The 15,651-nt window shown below is 48.8% G+C and carries 14 protein-coding genes and 1 pseudogene; all 15 read left to right on the top strand.

Annotation, left to right across the window (positions count from 1 at the left end):
- Window positions 1–37: 37 nt before the first annotated feature.
- Window positions 38–2,170 (top strand): acetyl-CoA decarbonylase/synthase complex subunit alpha/beta, encoded by a 2,133-nt coding sequence (gene acsB / locus JDF658_RS00850; RefSeq protein WP_078665808.1) that lies wholly within the window; start codon window positions 38–40, stop codon window positions 2,168–2,170.
- An 80-nt stretch (window positions 2,171–2,250) separates the two neighbouring features.
- The gene (gene acsC, locus JDF658_RS00845; protein ID WP_078665809.1) at window positions 2,251–3,591 is read left to right on the top strand and encodes an acetyl-CoA decarbonylase/synthase complex subunit gamma; all 1,341 of its coding nucleotides are present in this window, start codon (window positions 2,251–2,253) and stop codon (window positions 3,589–3,591) included.
- 15 nt (window positions 3,592–3,606) lie between these two features.
- Window positions 3,607–5,514 carry an ASKHA domain-containing protein gene (locus tag JDF658_RS00840; protein WP_079906173.1) on the top strand — a complete coding sequence of 636 codons (1,908 nt, stop codon included), beginning with the start codon at window positions 3,607–3,609 and terminating at the stop codon, window positions 5,512–5,514.
- A gap of 20 nt (window positions 5,515–5,534) precedes the next feature.
- Window positions 5,535–6,488: an acetyl-CoA decarbonylase/synthase complex subunit delta gene (locus JDF658_RS00835; RefSeq protein ID WP_078665811.1), complete on the top strand. Its 954-nt coding sequence runs from the start codon at window positions 5,535–5,537 to the stop codon at window positions 6,486–6,488.
- Window positions 6,489–6,529: 41 nt separating this feature from the next.
- Entirely contained in the window at window positions 6,530–7,327 is a 798-nt protein-coding gene (locus tag JDF658_RS00830) for a methyltetrahydrofolate cobalamin methyltransferase (RefSeq protein ID WP_078665812.1), read from the top strand.
- A 95-nt stretch (window positions 7,328–7,422) separates the two neighbouring features.
- A complete protein-coding gene (locus tag JDF658_RS00825) occupies window positions 7,423–8,700 on the top strand; it encodes an FAD-dependent oxidoreductase (protein WP_079906172.1) in 1,278 nt (425 codons plus the stop codon).
- Complete coding sequence (locus JDF658_RS00820) at window positions 8,700–9,101, top strand: hydrogenase iron-sulfur subunit (RefSeq protein WP_078665814.1); 402 nt, start codon at window positions 8,700–8,702, stop codon at window positions 9,099–9,101. Before JDF658_RS00825 ends, JDF658_RS00820 begins: the two co-directional genes overlap by 1 nt.
- Window positions 9,098–9,778 (top strand): methylenetetrahydrofolate reductase C-terminal domain-containing protein, encoded by a 681-nt coding sequence (locus JDF658_RS00815; protein WP_078665815.1) that lies wholly within the window; start codon window positions 9,098–9,100, stop codon window positions 9,776–9,778. Before JDF658_RS00820 ends, JDF658_RS00815 begins: the two co-directional genes overlap by 4 nt.
- On the top strand, window positions 9,762–10,679 hold the full coding sequence (locus tag JDF658_RS00810; protein WP_078665816.1) for a methylenetetrahydrofolate reductase: 918 nt from the start codon (window positions 9,762–9,764) through the stop codon (window positions 10,677–10,679). Before JDF658_RS00815 ends, JDF658_RS00810 begins: the two co-directional genes overlap by 17 nt.
- Window positions 10,680–10,700: 21 nt before the next feature.
- Entirely contained in the window at window positions 10,701–11,738 is a 1,038-nt protein-coding gene (locus tag JDF658_RS00805) for an FAD-dependent oxidoreductase (protein ID WP_079906171.1), read from the top strand.
- A 99-nt stretch (window positions 11,739–11,837) separates the two neighbouring features.
- Complete coding sequence (locus JDF658_RS00800) at window positions 11,838–12,218, top strand: hypothetical protein (RefSeq protein WP_078665818.1); 381 nt, start codon at window positions 11,838–11,840, stop codon at window positions 12,216–12,218.
- Between the two features lie 104 nt (window positions 12,219–12,322).
- Complete coding sequence (locus tag JDF658_RS00795) at window positions 12,323–13,381, top strand: HD-GYP domain-containing protein (RefSeq protein WP_079906170.1); 1,059 nt, start codon at window positions 12,323–12,325, stop codon at window positions 13,379–13,381.
- 11 nt (window positions 13,382–13,392) lie between these two features.
- On the top strand, window positions 13,393–14,139 hold the full coding sequence (locus JDF658_RS00790; RefSeq protein WP_078665820.1) for a DnaD domain protein: 747 nt from the start codon (window positions 13,393–13,395) through the stop codon (window positions 14,137–14,139).
- A gap of 12 nt (window positions 14,140–14,151) precedes the next feature.
- Window positions 14,152–14,958: an ATP-binding protein gene (locus tag JDF658_RS00785; RefSeq protein WP_079906169.1), complete on the top strand. Its 807-nt coding sequence runs from the start codon at window positions 14,152–14,154 to the stop codon at window positions 14,956–14,958.
- A gap of 32 nt (window positions 14,959–14,990) precedes the next feature.
- Window positions 14,991–15,651, top strand: a pseudogene (locus tag JDF658_RS00780) (phosphoglucomutase/phosphomannomutase family protein); the annotation flags it as partial.

Raw genomic sequence — 15,651 nt, 5'->3', positions numbered from 1 at the left:
CTCAACAGCCCATATTGGAAGGTAAGGAGGAGGAAAGATGTCACAGACTTTGTTTAAAGATGCATATGAGGGAGCGATAATCGCTCTTGGCTATGCGAAAATTTTGCTGGACAAAGCTCTGCAGGAGTATGGTCCGGAAGCGCCTATCGCCTATCCGGATACGGCCTATAAATTGCCGGTTATGCTCTCCCTGAGCGGGGAAGAAGTGACCAAACTGGGTGATCTGCCGCCTATTCTGAGCCGGGTGGAAAACCAGTACCTGAGAGAGGCTCTTACTTTTGAAAATGCCAAACTGGCCGGAGAAGCCACCCTCTATGCTGCCGAAGTAATTGAGGCTATTAAGTATGTTAACGGCAATGATCCCTATGCGGGTGACTATTTCACCGGTTTCCTCAATGACCGGATTTTGCGGAAATTCGGTGTACCTCTGGTTGACTTTACTATTCCCGGGGTTGCAGTTATTGTCGGTAAGGCCCGCAGTACAGAAGAGCTGGCTGCAATGATCAAGGACCTGCAATCCAAAGGCATGATGTTGATGCTGTGCAATGAAGTGATCGAACAGTGTATTGAGGCCGGCATCAAACTGGGTACAGATTATATTGCTTTCCCGCTGGGGGATTTCACTCAGGTTATTCATGCTGTTAACTTCGCCTTGCGCGCTGGTCTGGCTTTCGGGGGTATCAAACCTGGCCGCCGGGAAGAAATGCTGGACTACCAGGCTCGCCGGGTTCGTGCTTTCGTCCTCTTCCTGGGCGAACTGGATCAGGTGCGGATTGCTGCCGGTTTTGGTGCCATTGACCTCGGTTTCCCCTGCATCACCGACCAGGATCTGGAGGAAGAGCTGCCTGACTGGTTTGTGACTGAAAAGGATTACAAGAAAATGGTCCAGGTGGCCATGGAACTGCGGGGCATCAAGCTCAAAATCGTGGATATTCCCGTACCGGTCACCATCGGTCCTGCCTTCGAAGGGGAATCCATCCGTAAGAAAGATATGTATGTGGAATTCGGCGGTGGCCGTAAGCCTGGCTTCGAACTGGTGCGGATGATGCCACTGGATGATGTGGAAGACCATAAGATCGAACTGATTGGACCTGATGTGGATCAGATGGAAGAAGGCAAGGCCTATCCTATCGGAATTATTGTCGATGTAGCTGGCCGCAAGATGCAGGAAGACTTCGAGCCAGTGCTGGAAAGACGGATCCATTACTTCATCAACTATGGTGAAGGTCTCTGGCACGTGGCCCAGCGGGATCTGTGCTGGTTGCGGATCAGCAAGGGCGCTTATGAGAAAGGCTTCCGTATGAAGCATTTCGGGGAAATCCTCTATGCCAAGTTTAAGTCCGAGTTTCCGGCCATCGTCGACCGGGTGCAGGTAACCATTATCACTGATGAGGAAAAAGTTGTGGAAATGCGGGAAGTGGCCCGGGAGAAATATGCCAAGCGGGATGCTCGCTTGCGGGAGCTGACCGACGAAGGTGTAGATACCTTCTACAGCTGTACTCTGTGTCAGTCCTTTGCTCCTACCCACGTTTGCGTGGTTGCTCCCGAACGGGTTGGTCTCTGTGGTGCGGTTAGCTGGCTGGATGCCAAGGCTGCCTATGAGATTAACCCCCATGGTGCTAACCAGCCCATTCCCAAGGGTGAGTGTGAAGACCCGATTAAAGGTCGCTGGAAGTCTTTCGATGAGTTTATTTTCAACAACTCCCAGCGCACAATTGAGCATGTTAACTTCTATACCATTATGGAATACCCCATGACTTCCTGTGGTTGCTTTGAAGCCATTCTGGCCATTGTGCCTGAGTTGAATGGTATCATGGTGGTTAACCGGGAGCATGCCGGGGAAACTCCTTGTGGTATGACCTTCTCCACCCTGGCAGGTACCTGCGGTGGTGGCGCTCAGTTGCCTGGTTTCATGGGGATTGGTAAGTCCTATATGCTTTCCAAGAAATTCATTCCTGCAGATGGCGGATTGGCCCGGATTGTTTGGATGCCCAAAGAATTGAAGGAACAGATGAGAGAGCAGCTGGCTGAAAGGGCTGAAGAACTGGGGCTGGGCCGAGACTTTGTTGACAAGATCGCTGACGAAACAGTGGGTACCACCCCGGATGAAATCCTGCCCTTCCTGGAAGAAAAAGGCCATCCGGCCCTGACCATGGATCCGCTGTTCTAAGTCAAAGATTGTTTGGGGTCGGGAGGGGGATAGACCTCTCCTGACTCCATTAAAATAAAGATTGGAAAGGGGTTTAGAGAATGGCATTAACCGGTCTGGAGATTTACAAACAGTTGCCTAAAAAGAATTGTAAAGAATGTGGGCAACCGACATGTTTGGCCTTTGCTATGCAGCTGGCCGCTGGTAAAGCTTCCCTGGAAGCATGTCCCTATGTAAGTGATGCTGCTAAAGAATTCCTGGGTGCAGCTTCTGCTCCTCCTATCGCTCTGGTTAAAATCGGAACCGGTGAAAAGGAACTGTCCATTGGTAATGAAACTGTCCTGTTCCGTCATGATAAGCGGTTCGAACATCCCACTGGCATTGCTATTGAAGTCTACGATGACATGAGTGCTGAAGAAATTGCAGCGAAAGTGGATGCTATCAACAAGCTGGTCTTTGACCGGGTTGGTCAGATTCACGAAGTGGATCTGGTGGCTGTAGTGAACCGCTCTGGTGATGCCGGCAAATTCGTAGAAGCTGTTAAAGCCGTTCAGGGCGCAACCAAGTACCCGCTGATTCTGATTTCTTCTGACGTTAATGCTATGGGCCAGGCCCTGGAAGTAGCTGCAGCTGGCAAGCCCCTGGTTTATGCTGCTACTGCTGAAAACTATGAAGCGATGACTGAACTGGCCAAGAAATATCAAGTGCCGTTGGCTGTAAAAGGCAGTAACCTGAATGAACTGGCTGAACTGGTAGAAAAGGTAACTGCTCTTGGATGGAAAGAACTGGTCATCGACTCCGGCGCCAGGGAAGTAGCTCAGGCTCTTGGTGATCTGACCCAGATCCGCCGTAAGGCCCTGAAAGAAAAGTTCCGTCCTTTTGGCTATCCGGCGATTGCCTTTGCCAGCAATCCTGAGAACCCCTTGCAGGAAGCCATCGATGCGGGAGTATATATTGCAAAATATGCCGGTATTGTGGTTATCAGCAGTGCCGATCCGGCTGTGGTATTACCGCTGATCACTCTGCGGCTGAACATTTACACTGACCCGCAGAAGCCGATTGCGGTAGAAGCTAAAATCTATGAAATTGGCAATCCTGGTCCGGATGCTCCTGTCTTCATCACCACTAACTTCTCGCTTACTTATTTCTGCGTAGCCGGTGATGTGGAAGCTTCCCGGGTACCTGCTTATGTAATACCCATTGATACAGATGGGATCTCCGTGTTGACAGCCTGGGCGGCAGGCAAATACTCACCTGAAAAGATTGCCGAAGATCTGAAAAACCTGGGCATTAAGGACAAGATCAACCATAACAAGATTATCATTCCTGGGCACGTTGCCGTTCTCTCCGGTAAGCTGGCGGAATTGTCCGGATTTGAAGTTATCGTCGGTCCGCGGGAATCCTCCGGTATACCTTCTTTCTTGAAACAGCGCTGGAATTAGGAGATGAAATAAAACATGGACCTGCATCGTGTCTACTTTCTGCCTGACGGCGTTGAAGTACAAGTCGAAGCGGGCACTACCATCTGGAAAGCCGCTCAGAAGGCAGGCCTGGCCATTAAAAGCACCTGTGGCGGTCAGGGGACCTGTGGTCGTTGTGCGGTGATTGTCCAGTCCGGTAAAGTGGAACGGGGGGCAACAGCCAATCTCTCACCACAGAAACTGAATGAGGGTTGGGTATTAGCCTGCCAGGCTAAAGTTCAAGATAACATAGTTGTTGAAATTCCTCTGGAAAGCCGTCTGGCAGAACATCAGGTGTTGACATCTGATGAAAAAAGGGCTGGTACCCTGACCGAGCAGGAAATAGATGAAAAAAGATGGTCTGGACCTGGGCTGATTTGGCGGCAAACGGTTAAGCTTTCACCTCCAAGCTTGACAGACAATACAGATGACTGGAGCCGCCTGCTGACACTACTGCGCAAGCAGACTGAAAATAGCAACATCCAGATCCGTTTGTCAGCCCTGGCTCAATTAGCCCAGGCATTACGGGAGGGGAATTGGGAGGTAACGGTGACTCTGGCTTTAGGAGCCGGGGTAACGGAAGTGGTTGACATATCTCCGGGACAGAATAATTCTCCTCTGTACGGAATTGCCGTTGACATTGGTACTACCACGGTAGTAGTACAGCTAATCAACCTCATCACCGGCGAGAGGTTAGATGTTAGAGGAACGTATAATCGTCAGGCCAAGTTCGGCGATGATGTAATCAGTCGAATTGTGCATGCGGTTGAAGTCAACGGCGGACTGGAGGAGCTAAAAGAAGCAGTTCGGTCAACGATTAATGAACTGGTACAGGGATTGTGCCGGAAAAACGGCATAAGCCCTACGGAAATCAAAGCGGTCGTATGTGCTGGCAACACTACCATGACCCATTTATTGCTGGGCATTGACCCCAATTATATCAGATTGGAACCATATATCCCCACCATCAATTTTGTACCGCCTATCCGAGCCAAGGAGCTGGATTTACTGGTTGATCCGGAAGCCTGGGTTCATGCATTGCCCAGTATAGCCAGTTATGTCGGTGGCGATATAACTTCCGGTGTGCTGTACACAGGCATGGCTGAACAACAGGAATTAACCCTCCTGATTGATATCGGTACCAATGGCGAAATGGTGCTGGGAAATGAGGATTGGCTGATTGCCTGTTCCTGTTCCGCAGGTCCGGCTTTTGAGGGAGGCGGTATCAAGTTTGGTATGCGGGCAATGTACGGAGCAATCGAGCGGGTCGAAATCGGTAGTGACGGGAAGGTAAAATTGAAGACCATCGGCAATGGCAAGCCCGTGGGTATTTGCGGCTCAGGATTGATTGACTGCATTGCCCGCCTGCGGGATGCCGGAATTATTGACCGGACTGGCAAGTTTGCCAATCTAAAACATCCGCGGGTAAGACAGGGAGAAGAAGGACCGGAATTTGTTTTAGCATGGGCAGAGGATAGTGGGATAGAACAAGATATAACCATTTCGGAAGCAGATATAAAGAACCTCATTCGTTCTAAAGGAGCGATTTTCGCCGGTATTCGGGTAATGCTGGGAATGGTAGATCTGCCATTAGAAGCGGTAGATCGAATTCTGATCGCTGGTGGCTTTGGTAACTATCTCAACATAAAAGATGCGGTTACCATCGGCCTCCTGCCGGATTTACCGGAAGAAAAGTACAGGTTCATCGGCAATAGCTCCTTGAAAGGAGCCTGCCTGGCCCTCACTTCCCAGGCGGCTCGAGCCAAAGTCGACGAGATTGCAGCTAAGATGACTTATCTGGAATTAAGTGTGGGTAATACTTTTATGGATGAATTCGTTTCGGCGCTATTTTTGCCACACACTGATTTGTCTTTATTCCCTTCTATTGAGCAGAAACATAAATAAATCCGAAAGGAGCGGGTGAAATGGCTGTTACCATCCTGAAAGAACGCTGGACTTCCAAAGTCGCGGAAGTCACTATCGGCGAAGGGCCTAAAGCAGTTAAAGTTGGTGGAGACTCCACCTTACCCTATCTGACTTTTGAAGGGCAAGTTCCTAATGCTCCGGTAGTTGCACTGGAAGTATCTGATGTCTATCCGGAAGATTGGCCGGAAATCCTGAAGAACGCCTGGGGAGATGTACTGTCTGATCCCGTGGCCTGGGCGAAAAAGGCCGTTGAATTTGGTGCTGATGCGGTGGCATTGCGCCTGGATAGCGCGCATCCTGACAAAGGCAATGCCAGCGCTGAAGATGTAGCCAGAACTGCCAAGGCGGTTGCAGATGCTATCGATGTACCCTTGATTGTCCTGGGCTGTGGGGTTGAAGAAAAGGACGCAGAAATTTTCCCCACTGTGGGGGAAGTGCTGCAAGGCAAAAACTGCCTGATTGGCTGCGCCACTCAGGAAAACTACAATTCCATCGTAGCTACTGCCCTGGTTAATGGTCATTCTGTAATTGCTTCATCTCCGCTGGACATTAACCTGGCCAAGCAGCTGAACATTCTGATTACAGAAATGAATCTGCCTTCTGACCGGATTGTTATAGACCCATTGATCGGTGCTCTGGGCTATGGTATTGAATATGCTTACTCCATTATGGAACGGGCCCGTTTGGGTGCTCTGACCGGTGACAAGATGCTGGCCATGCCCATCATCTGCTTTGTTGGTCAGGAATCCTGGAAGGCCAAGGAAGCCAAGGATGAAGGTTCTCCTGAAGGTTATGATTGGGGCGGACAATATACCCGGGCTATCCTGTGGGAAGTTATGACCGCTACCACACTGCTTCAGGCAGGGGGGCATCTCTTCCTCATGCGGCATCCTGATTCCCTGAAACAGTTTAAGGACCATGTTGCTGCTATCAGCAAGGGTGCACAATACTAAAAGAAAGGCCTTGGGCCGGGAGAAAAAGGGAGGTTTACTGAATGTTTGAAATTATCGGTGAAAGAATTAATGGTTTGTTCAAGGATATTCGGCAGGCTGTTGCTGAACGGGACCCCAAACCCATTGAAATGTGGGCCATCAAGCAGTACGAAGGGGGCGCCCACTGGCTGGATATCAACACCGGACCCATTGCCAGTCAGGAAGAACAGGCAGAAATCATGGCCTGGATGGTAAAAACTGCCCAGAGTGTGGTTGATTTGCCGGTTGCTATCGACTCTACTTCCGTACTGGCTATTGAGGCTGGCTTAAAGGCTGCCAAAGGCAAAGCCATGATCAACTCAACCACCGCTGAACAGGCGAAAATGGATGCCCTGTTCCCGCTGGCCAAGCAGTTTGAAGCAGCTATTATCTGTTTGGCCATGAATGAAAAAGGTGTACCCAAGGATGCTGAGTCCCGAATCGCTCTTGCCGGAGAACTGGTGGTCAATGCTGATGCTTATGGCATTCCTATGACTGACCTCTATATAGACCCCCTCATTCTGCCGGTGAATGTGGCTCAGGACCATGTGCCGGAAGTGCTGGAAACCTTGCGTCAAATCAAGATGCTGGCCAGTCCCGCACCGCGGACTACTATAGGCCTGTCCAATGTGTCCCAGAAGAGCCCCAACCGGCCCTTGATAAACCGTACTTTCCTGGTCATGGCCATGGCTGCCGGCCTGGATTCCGCCATCATGGATGCCAATGATAATGACCTGGTGGATGCAGCAGCTACTGCCAGCATTCTGTTGAACCAGACCATTTACTGTGATTCTTACCTGAAAATATTCCGCCAGCGCTAAGAGGCGGGTGGTTGATGAGAGCTTCCCATCCCCGGGAAGCTCTCTACCTCTATGGTTCAACTTGAGGTTAGAAGGAATTGAGGTGTGTCGGAGGGATGAGGGAAAAGATTGCGGTTAATCAGGATGTGGTAATCATTGGCGGGGGCATTTCCGGCATGGAAACTGCTGCTGCGCTTAGACGCCTTGGCCACCGGGTATTTTTAGTGGAAAAAAGCGATCAGCTGGGAGGGGTTTTTGCCGAACTGGCTTCACTGGTAGAAACCAGGGAAAAACCAGCTGAAATTGTTGAAAAATTAAAAAAACAATTACTTACTGATAGTGATGTGGCTGTTTTCCTGCAGAGCCAGGTAGTTGACTGTTTTGGTGTAGCAGGAAATTTCCGGGTACTGATTTCCGGGCCTCAGGGTCAGCAGGCCATTAATGCCGGGGCTGTTGTAATTGCCATTGGCCTCCAGACGGTACTCTGCCCGGCCAAATATGGTGGTTTGGGAATGAATGACCGGGTTTTAGGGCTGCTGGGCCTGGAAAAGGCCATAAAACAGACAGAGGTCAAGGGGCAGACCTATGTTTTCATCCTGGGCAAAACTACGGAAAATTTCTATATGCCCTATATTTCCACCTTGAAAAATGCCCTTCTTTTGCGGGAGACCTATCACAAAGATGTGCATGTATTTACCAAAAACATGAAGGTGGCCCAGGAAGGACTGGAAGAGTTATTTGGCCGGGCCAGGGCAGCGGGAGTAAATTTTTACCGTTATGAAAAGGATGTGCAAATTATTAAGCAGGGGGATAAGATCGAGGTAGCCTATCAGGATCCCTTCCTGCAGACTACAGGGAATAGCTTCAAGGTGGCGGCTGACTGGCTGATTATTCCGGAAGAGATTGTGCCCAACGAGGATGCCAGGGTTTTAGGACAGATTTTCCGTATTAGGCTGGATGCCTATGATTTCCGGGGTGAAGATAATGTTCATATTGGTCCACAGTTCACTTCCCGGGAAGGTATATATGTAGTTGGAAATACCCATGCTCCCAGCACTTACCAGGCGATTTTGATGGATGCGGCTCTGGTTGCGGGGGAAATTCAGCAAAAGCTGCCTGCTGCTGAAGTGGAAGTAATAGCAAACTATCCCAGAGTAGAGGCGGCAAAGTGTGTTGTTTGCCTAACCTGTTATCGCTGTTGCCCGCATGGTGCCATTGAAATTAAACATGATTATGCCAGCTATAACAACCTGTATGGTTCGGTGGCTTATATGAATCCTATTGCCTGCAGAAGGTGTGGAATCTGTGCGGCTGAATGTCCAGGTAAGGCCATTACCATGCCAGGCTATGAGGACCAGGAAATTCTGGGACAGTTAAAGGAGGCGGTAAACTGATGGCCAGGATAATTGCATTTTGCTGTGAAAATTCCGGTTGGCTGGCCTATCAGTCGGCCCGACCCAATTTGTCCTCCCAACTGAAGGTCAAAGCTATCAAACTACCCTGTTCAGGGAGGCTGGATGTGCTTTACCTCTATAAGAGCCTGGCAGCAGCTGATGGGGTAATGGTGCTGGCCTGCCAGAAAGAGAACTGCAAGTTCCTTCGGGGTAATAACCGGGCAGAACAGCGCTGGCAGGGAGTGGCCAAGATGCTGGCCTCTATGGGCGTAAATGCGGAAAGAATGGCTTTTGTCAATCTGGCAGCTAATATGGGCCCTCAACTTGCGGAAGAAATACTGGCTTTTGCTCAACGTTTGGCAGCCTTAGGGGATAAGCCGGGGAAGGTGGTAAATAAATGATAGTAGCTGATCGTAAACCATTGGAAGAGATCTTACAGTCTGTCTCCAATTATAAAAAGATTTTATTACTGGGTTGCCGGGGCTGTGTGACTGTCTGCCTGGCCGGTGGTGAAAAGGAAGTAGGTATACTGGCAGAACAGCTACGCCTGGCCCGGCAGGAAAACGGGCAACCTTTAGAAGTTTTAGAGGCTACGGTAGAAAGACAATGCGATTATGAATTTATAGACCAGGTCAGGGAAATGGTACCGGAAGTTGAGGCTATCCTTTCCACTGCCTGTGGTGTAGGGGTGCAGGGGGTTGCAGAACGATTCCCGGCGGTAAGGGTGCATCCGGCCCTGAATACCAAGTTTATGGGCATTAACCTCAAAGTAGGGGAATGGGCGGAAAGATGTCTGGGTTGTGGCAATTGCGTACTCAGCATTACCGGAGGAGTTTGTCCTATCGCCCGTTGTTCCAAAAACCTGCTCAATGGTCCCTGTGGCGGTTCCCAAAACGGTAAATGCGAAATCTCCAAAGATATTGATTGTGGCTGGCAGCTTATCCATGACCGTTTACAGCGCCTGGGTCTGGTGGAGCGCTTGCTGGAAATTCAGCCACCGAAAGACTGGACTACAGCCCGGGATGGAGGGCCGAGAAAACTGGTAAGGGAGGAACTGTACCTTGAAAGCGGGGAGTAAACTGGAACAACTGTTACGCAGGGGCGAGTTTGTGGTTTCCGGTGAGATTGGGCCACCGAAAAGCTGTGATGCCAATGTAATCAAAAAACACGGAGAGCACTTACGCAATGCCGCTGATGCTTTCAATTTAACAGATAACCAGACGGCGATCGTACGGATGTCTTCTATAGCTGCCGGCAAAATCCTGGTTGATATGGGAATTGAGCCCATTATCCAGATGACCTGCCGGGATCGGAACCGCATCGGATTGCAGTCAGACGCCCTGGGGGCGGCAGCTCTAGGGATAAAGAATATTCTTTGTCTGTCCGGTGACCATCAGCGTTTTGGTAATCACCCCATGGCCAAGAACGTCTGGGATCTGGATTCCATTCAGCTTTTACAGACTCTGGATGGAATGCGTAAAGGCTATTTCCAGTGCGGGGAACAGATGAAAAGCGAGCCTCCCAAGTTCTTCCTTGGCTGTGCAGCTAACCCCTTTGCTGACCCCTTTGAATTTCGGGTAACCCGTCTGGAGAAAAAAATCAATGCCGGTGCCGATTTTGTCCAAACCCAGTGTATTCTGGATATGGAACGGTTTGAGCGCTGGATGGAGCTGGTACGAGAACGGGGATTACATGAAAGGGCCTATATTCTGGCCGGCGTAATGCCGATTAAGTCTGCCAAGGCGGCCAGATATATGCAGAAAAATGTGGCAGGGATGATGGTTTCGGAGGAAATCTGTCAGCGCCTGGAAAAGGCGGAGGATGTAAAGGAAGAAGCTGTTAATCTGGTGGTTGAGCAGATTAAGTATTTACGCAATATGAAGGGAATTGCCGGGGTACACATTATGGCGGTCGCCTGGGAAGAGATTATTCCGACCATTGTGGAGAGGGCAGGACTTTTGCCGCGCCCGACTATTTAGAGCCGGCAAGGAGGGAGTAAAGTGAGTAACAATAACTTGCTGGTGATAGGAAGCGGTATTGCCGGTCTGACAGCTGCCCAGGCGGCAGCTAAAAATGGTTTTACCGTTCATCTGGTAGAAAAGGATGGGGTCCTGGGCGGTAAGGCGGCCACCTATGCCTGCAAAGCGACAAACAACTGTGCTAAATGTTCTGCCTGTCTGGTCTTGCAGGCCAGAGCAGCAGTGGAGGCTGAAGAAGGAATTAAGGTCTATCTGCATAGCCGTGTCAGCCGCTGCGGGGGACAACCTGGCAACTACCAGGTGCAACTCAAGACTCCGGCCGGGGAAGTGGAAATCCAGGTAGCCGGAATTATCGTAGCAGCCGGATTCTCTCCTCTGGCTCCTGAAAAGCGGGGTGAGCTGGGCTTAGGCTGGCAGCGGGGAGTGATTTCGGCTCTGGAGCTGGAACAGGCTCTGGCCAGGGAAGGGAAGTTTGTCAAAGCCTATCCCGGAGTGCAGAAAATCGGGTTTGTTCAATGCGTAGGCAGCAGGGATCTGGCTTTAGGCAATGAATATTGTTCTCAGGTTTGCTGCATGTATGCTCTGCGTTTGGCCCGCAAGATCAAGCATGAGCTTCCAGATTCTGAGATCGCAGTTTTTTACATGGATATTCAAACTTTTGGCCGCAGTTTTGACAAGTACCTGAAGGAAATTGAGGAAGTAGCTCAGATTAAACTGGTCCGGGGCATTCCTGCTAAAGTATTTTCCTTCCCTTATGAAAAGGTGACAGTACGTTATACTGATTCCCTGTCCGGAAGAGTAGAAAGCGAGCAATTTGATTTGCTGGTATTATCTACTGCTATTACTCCTGAAAATGAGCTGACTGAACTGGCCCAAACCCTGGGGATTGAACAGAACCGGTTTGGTTTTCTGGCCAATCTGGAGCCAGGAAATTACCAGAGCTCGAAAAAAGGGATTTATGTCTGTGGCACCTGTCAGGGACCGAAAAGTATCAGTGACAGCATAGCACAGGCCAGGGCGGTTGTAGGGCAGTTGCTAACTGACCTGGCTGCAAGATAAAGGGTGAGGGTCCCTTGCTTTTTCCAGGGTAATCTTTTATAATATAGCTAAACAAAGGGGGTTGCTGTACCTAACTTGGGCGAATAAGGAGGAAACAACATGCGGATTATTTTCAGCAAGAGTGGCGAACATTTGCCGTATATTCTGGCCAGTGCCGTCTGGCATTACTTGCAGCACTCCGATAAAATTCTTAATTCCACTCATGATCAGGAAGAAATCGCAAAAATTCTGGCTGAGCAGAAAATAATCAAAGAAGTTATAAATCCAGCCGTGAAAAACCCGGTGGAAGGGGAACGGTTTGCGGTTGAATGTGAAGATGCTGCTCTGATCAATCTGCTGGTGCGCATTTTACAATACTATCTGGATGAAACCAAGGATATCCTAAAAACCATAGAAGATCCGGAAATCACCAAACGGTGCCTGTTAGATGTGGAAATTATTGAAAAAGAACTGATTACAGCCATCAAGATTGCTGGTTAGACGAAGCCTGTGTGCTTCGTCTTTTAATTTGCGGGAAAAGTGGCAGGAATTTATTCAAGTGGTGACGAATTAGTTTTAGTAGGTTGGAGAGGGGGAGCGTAGCGATGGAAAAAATTGCAGTCAGAGACTTGCAGCCTGGAATGATCATGGCTGAAAGCATACTAGGAGACAATGGTATGATTCTGGTAGCTGAAGGTACGGTATTAACTGAAAGTTTGATTAATCGGCTTCAGAATATGGCGCTCTCCCAGGTGGCTATTTGCTCCCCGGGCACATTGATCACAGAAGCAGGAGAAGTCCTGGTTGATAAAGTTTTACAGATGGCACAAGGGGTGCTGGATAAATATATACCGGTACGACTTTATCAAGAGCGGGAAAATATAGAAGGGATCTATCAAAATGCGCGCTATTACCTGGAAAAAGTCATCAAGAATGAAAAAGTCAGTAAGTTTTATCTTGATTTAAGAGCCATCGATGATTTTACTTTACAGCATTCCATCAATGTGGCGGTTTTTTCCGCCCTGGTAGGGGTAGGGATGCATCTGACCCCTGAAATGATGGAAGAAATGGTTACAGCGGCCTTGCTTCATGATATTGGGCGTACCAGGATGGAGCCGGAACTGTTACAACAAGATCTGGAAAATCCCTTACAAGTAAATCCAGTCTGTGCAGAGCATACCAATATTGGCTATAAAATACTTAGAGAAGAAGGGTTTTCGCCAGCGATTGCCAGGGTGGCTTTGTACCATCATGAACGCTGGGATGGCAGCGGTTTTCCTCAGCATCTAAAAGGAGAAAAAATTGACTTATTTTCTCGAATTATAATGGTTGCCGATGTTTTTGATACCTATACCGGTCCTTTAGGGGGTAAGATGCGTTGTTTACCCCATGAAGCTATTGAATTTTTGTACGGTGGCGGAAATCTTTATTTTGATGCCCGGGCAGTAAAGGCTTTTATCCAGTTTATTCCGGTATATCCTCTGGGGACGGTAGTGCAGTTGAGCAGTGGGGAAATTGGAATTGTGGTTAATGTAGAGAAGAATGTGGCCACTCGCCCCATTATTAAGGTTTGTTATGACAAAAACAAACAAAAGCTGGCGGCCAGCTATCAACTTGATTTAGGTCTGGAAAAAACCACATTTATAACGAAAGTTTTATGGTAGGGTGAGGGTAAATGGACATCAATATTACCGCCAGTTTTGCAGCGGAGTTGACTGGCAATGGCAACATCAGTATTCCTGCCCTTTTATTGAAAGGCTTAGGACCACTGGATATAACTCCCGAGCAATTTCTGGTAATTACTTTGCTGCTTTATTTTCGACAGCAGCAAAATTTTTTTCCGACATCCCAGGAGCTGTCTGAGCTTTCGGGGCTATCGGAGACTACCGTTCAGCAGACGCTGGCCACGTTGATCGAAAAAAAGTTGCTGAGCATTAAACCCAAATTTATTGTTGCCAGGCAGGCACTGGAAGAAGAATATTCTCTAGAGCCGCTTTATCAGGCCCTGGTTAGTATTTGGGCCATTGAAAGAAAACAGGAACTGGCAGCGATTAAGCAAAAACTGCTGGAGGATCAGAAACAGGATCTGGTAGCCTTAGGACGTTTATTTGAACAGGAATTTGGTAGACCCCTTTCGGCCATGGAAATGGATCAGATTGCCAACTGGGTAATAACCGAGGGCTACGAACAGGATCTGGTGGTAGAGGCATTAAAACGCGGGATTTTACGCGGGGTACGCAACCTGAAATATATTGATAAAATCCTGCTTGACTGGCGCAATCGCGGCCTGGATAGCCTGGCTAAAGTCAAGGCGTTTGAAGAACAAATCGCCAGACAAAAACTGGGAGGTAAAGAACGTATCCGCAAAGAAAAACCGGTTGAACCGGCTCCAGATAGCAAATATGAACAGGTCTGGACCTAAGGAGGGACGGGAATGGAACCTGTGGGCTCGATTTTGCAGAAAAGGATAAGGGAACTGGGTGCCTATATTAATAAAAACAAGCAACCGAAAGAAATAAAGTATAAATGTGAACTCTGTCAGGATAGGGGCATCATTTTACTGGATGATTCAACTGGAAAGGTCTGTGATTGTACTGGTTTCCAGAAAGAACGTCAGGACCACCTGTTTCGCTTTTTAGCGGAAGCGGACTGGGAAAATTTTGACCTGAGTTTTTATCGCAGTGATAAGATTGAGCCTGGTAGCAAACTGGCCTATCGCCAGCTGGCTGAACAGGCTCTTAGTAGTGCCCGCGATTTTGTTAACCAGGTTGTCCAGGGATGCGCTGGCGATGGCCTGGTGATATATGGTCCCGTGGGAAGTGGCAAAACTCTGCTGGCAGCCTGTATTGCCAGGGACTTAATCAGGCAAGGCAAAAATGTAGTATTTCTAATTGTGCCGGAGCTGCTGGATGATATTAAAGCCACTTTCTATGATGATGAGAACGGGGAAAGCAAAATCATGATTCAGGCCAAGCAAGCTGAGATTCTCATTTTGGATGACCTGGGGGCCCATAACTATTCCGAATGGGTACGGAATAAACTATATTCTATTATTAATTACCGCCTTCTCAATCATTTACCGACAGTGGTTACTACCAATTTTACTTTGCCGGAACTGGATAAATATATCGGTGAAAGGACTACTTCCCGGCTAGTGCAAATGTGTAAGGGTGTCAAGCTGGCGGTGGATCTTGATATCAGGTATCAAATCAGGCGCATAAAGGAGAGGAAAAAGAGATAAATTAGGAGAGGAATTGTTTGGGAGGGATGTAAATGAGCATTCGTTTTGGGACTGATGGCTGGCGGGCTATTATGGCTGCTGATTTTACTTTTGCCAATGTAGCCATTGTCGCCCAGGGTATTGCTGACTATCTGCTGGAAACGGAAAAAGCACAGAAAGGGATAGTATTAGGCCATGATACCCGTTTCCTGGCGGAACAGTTTGCTGATCAGGTGCAGGCGGTGTTAACGGCTAATGGCATTCCTGTCTACCGGTTGCAGGGGCCCACTCCGACACCGGTTACAGCTTATGCCATTCGGGCTTTGAATACTGCCGGAGCAATTATGTTGACTGCCAGCCATAACCCGCCCCAGTATAACGGGATTAAATTTATTCCGGAATATGCGGGGCCAGCCAGTCCGGAGATTACCGCTCAACTGGAAGAAAAAATTGGCAAGGTAATAGCCGGTGGTGTAAATCATCAGCTGCCAAAACCGGAACTGGTGCATTCCGTTGATATCTGGGACAAATACTGGGAACATATAGATACAATCATTGATTTTAACCAGATTTGCCGGATTAAAGGGAAGATCGTTCTTGACCCCATGTTTGGGGCAGCGGCGGGTAAAGTGGCTGCAAAATTGCAAAGCTGTGGGTTAGAAGTAATAGAAATCAACGGTTACAGGGATGCCTTTTTTGGAGGAGGTTTACCGG

It is taken from the genome of Carboxydocella sp. JDF658 (assembly GCF_002049395.1).
Taxonomy (GTDB): domain Bacteria; phylum Bacillota.
This window is presented reverse-complemented; position numbering and strand designations above follow the sequence as displayed.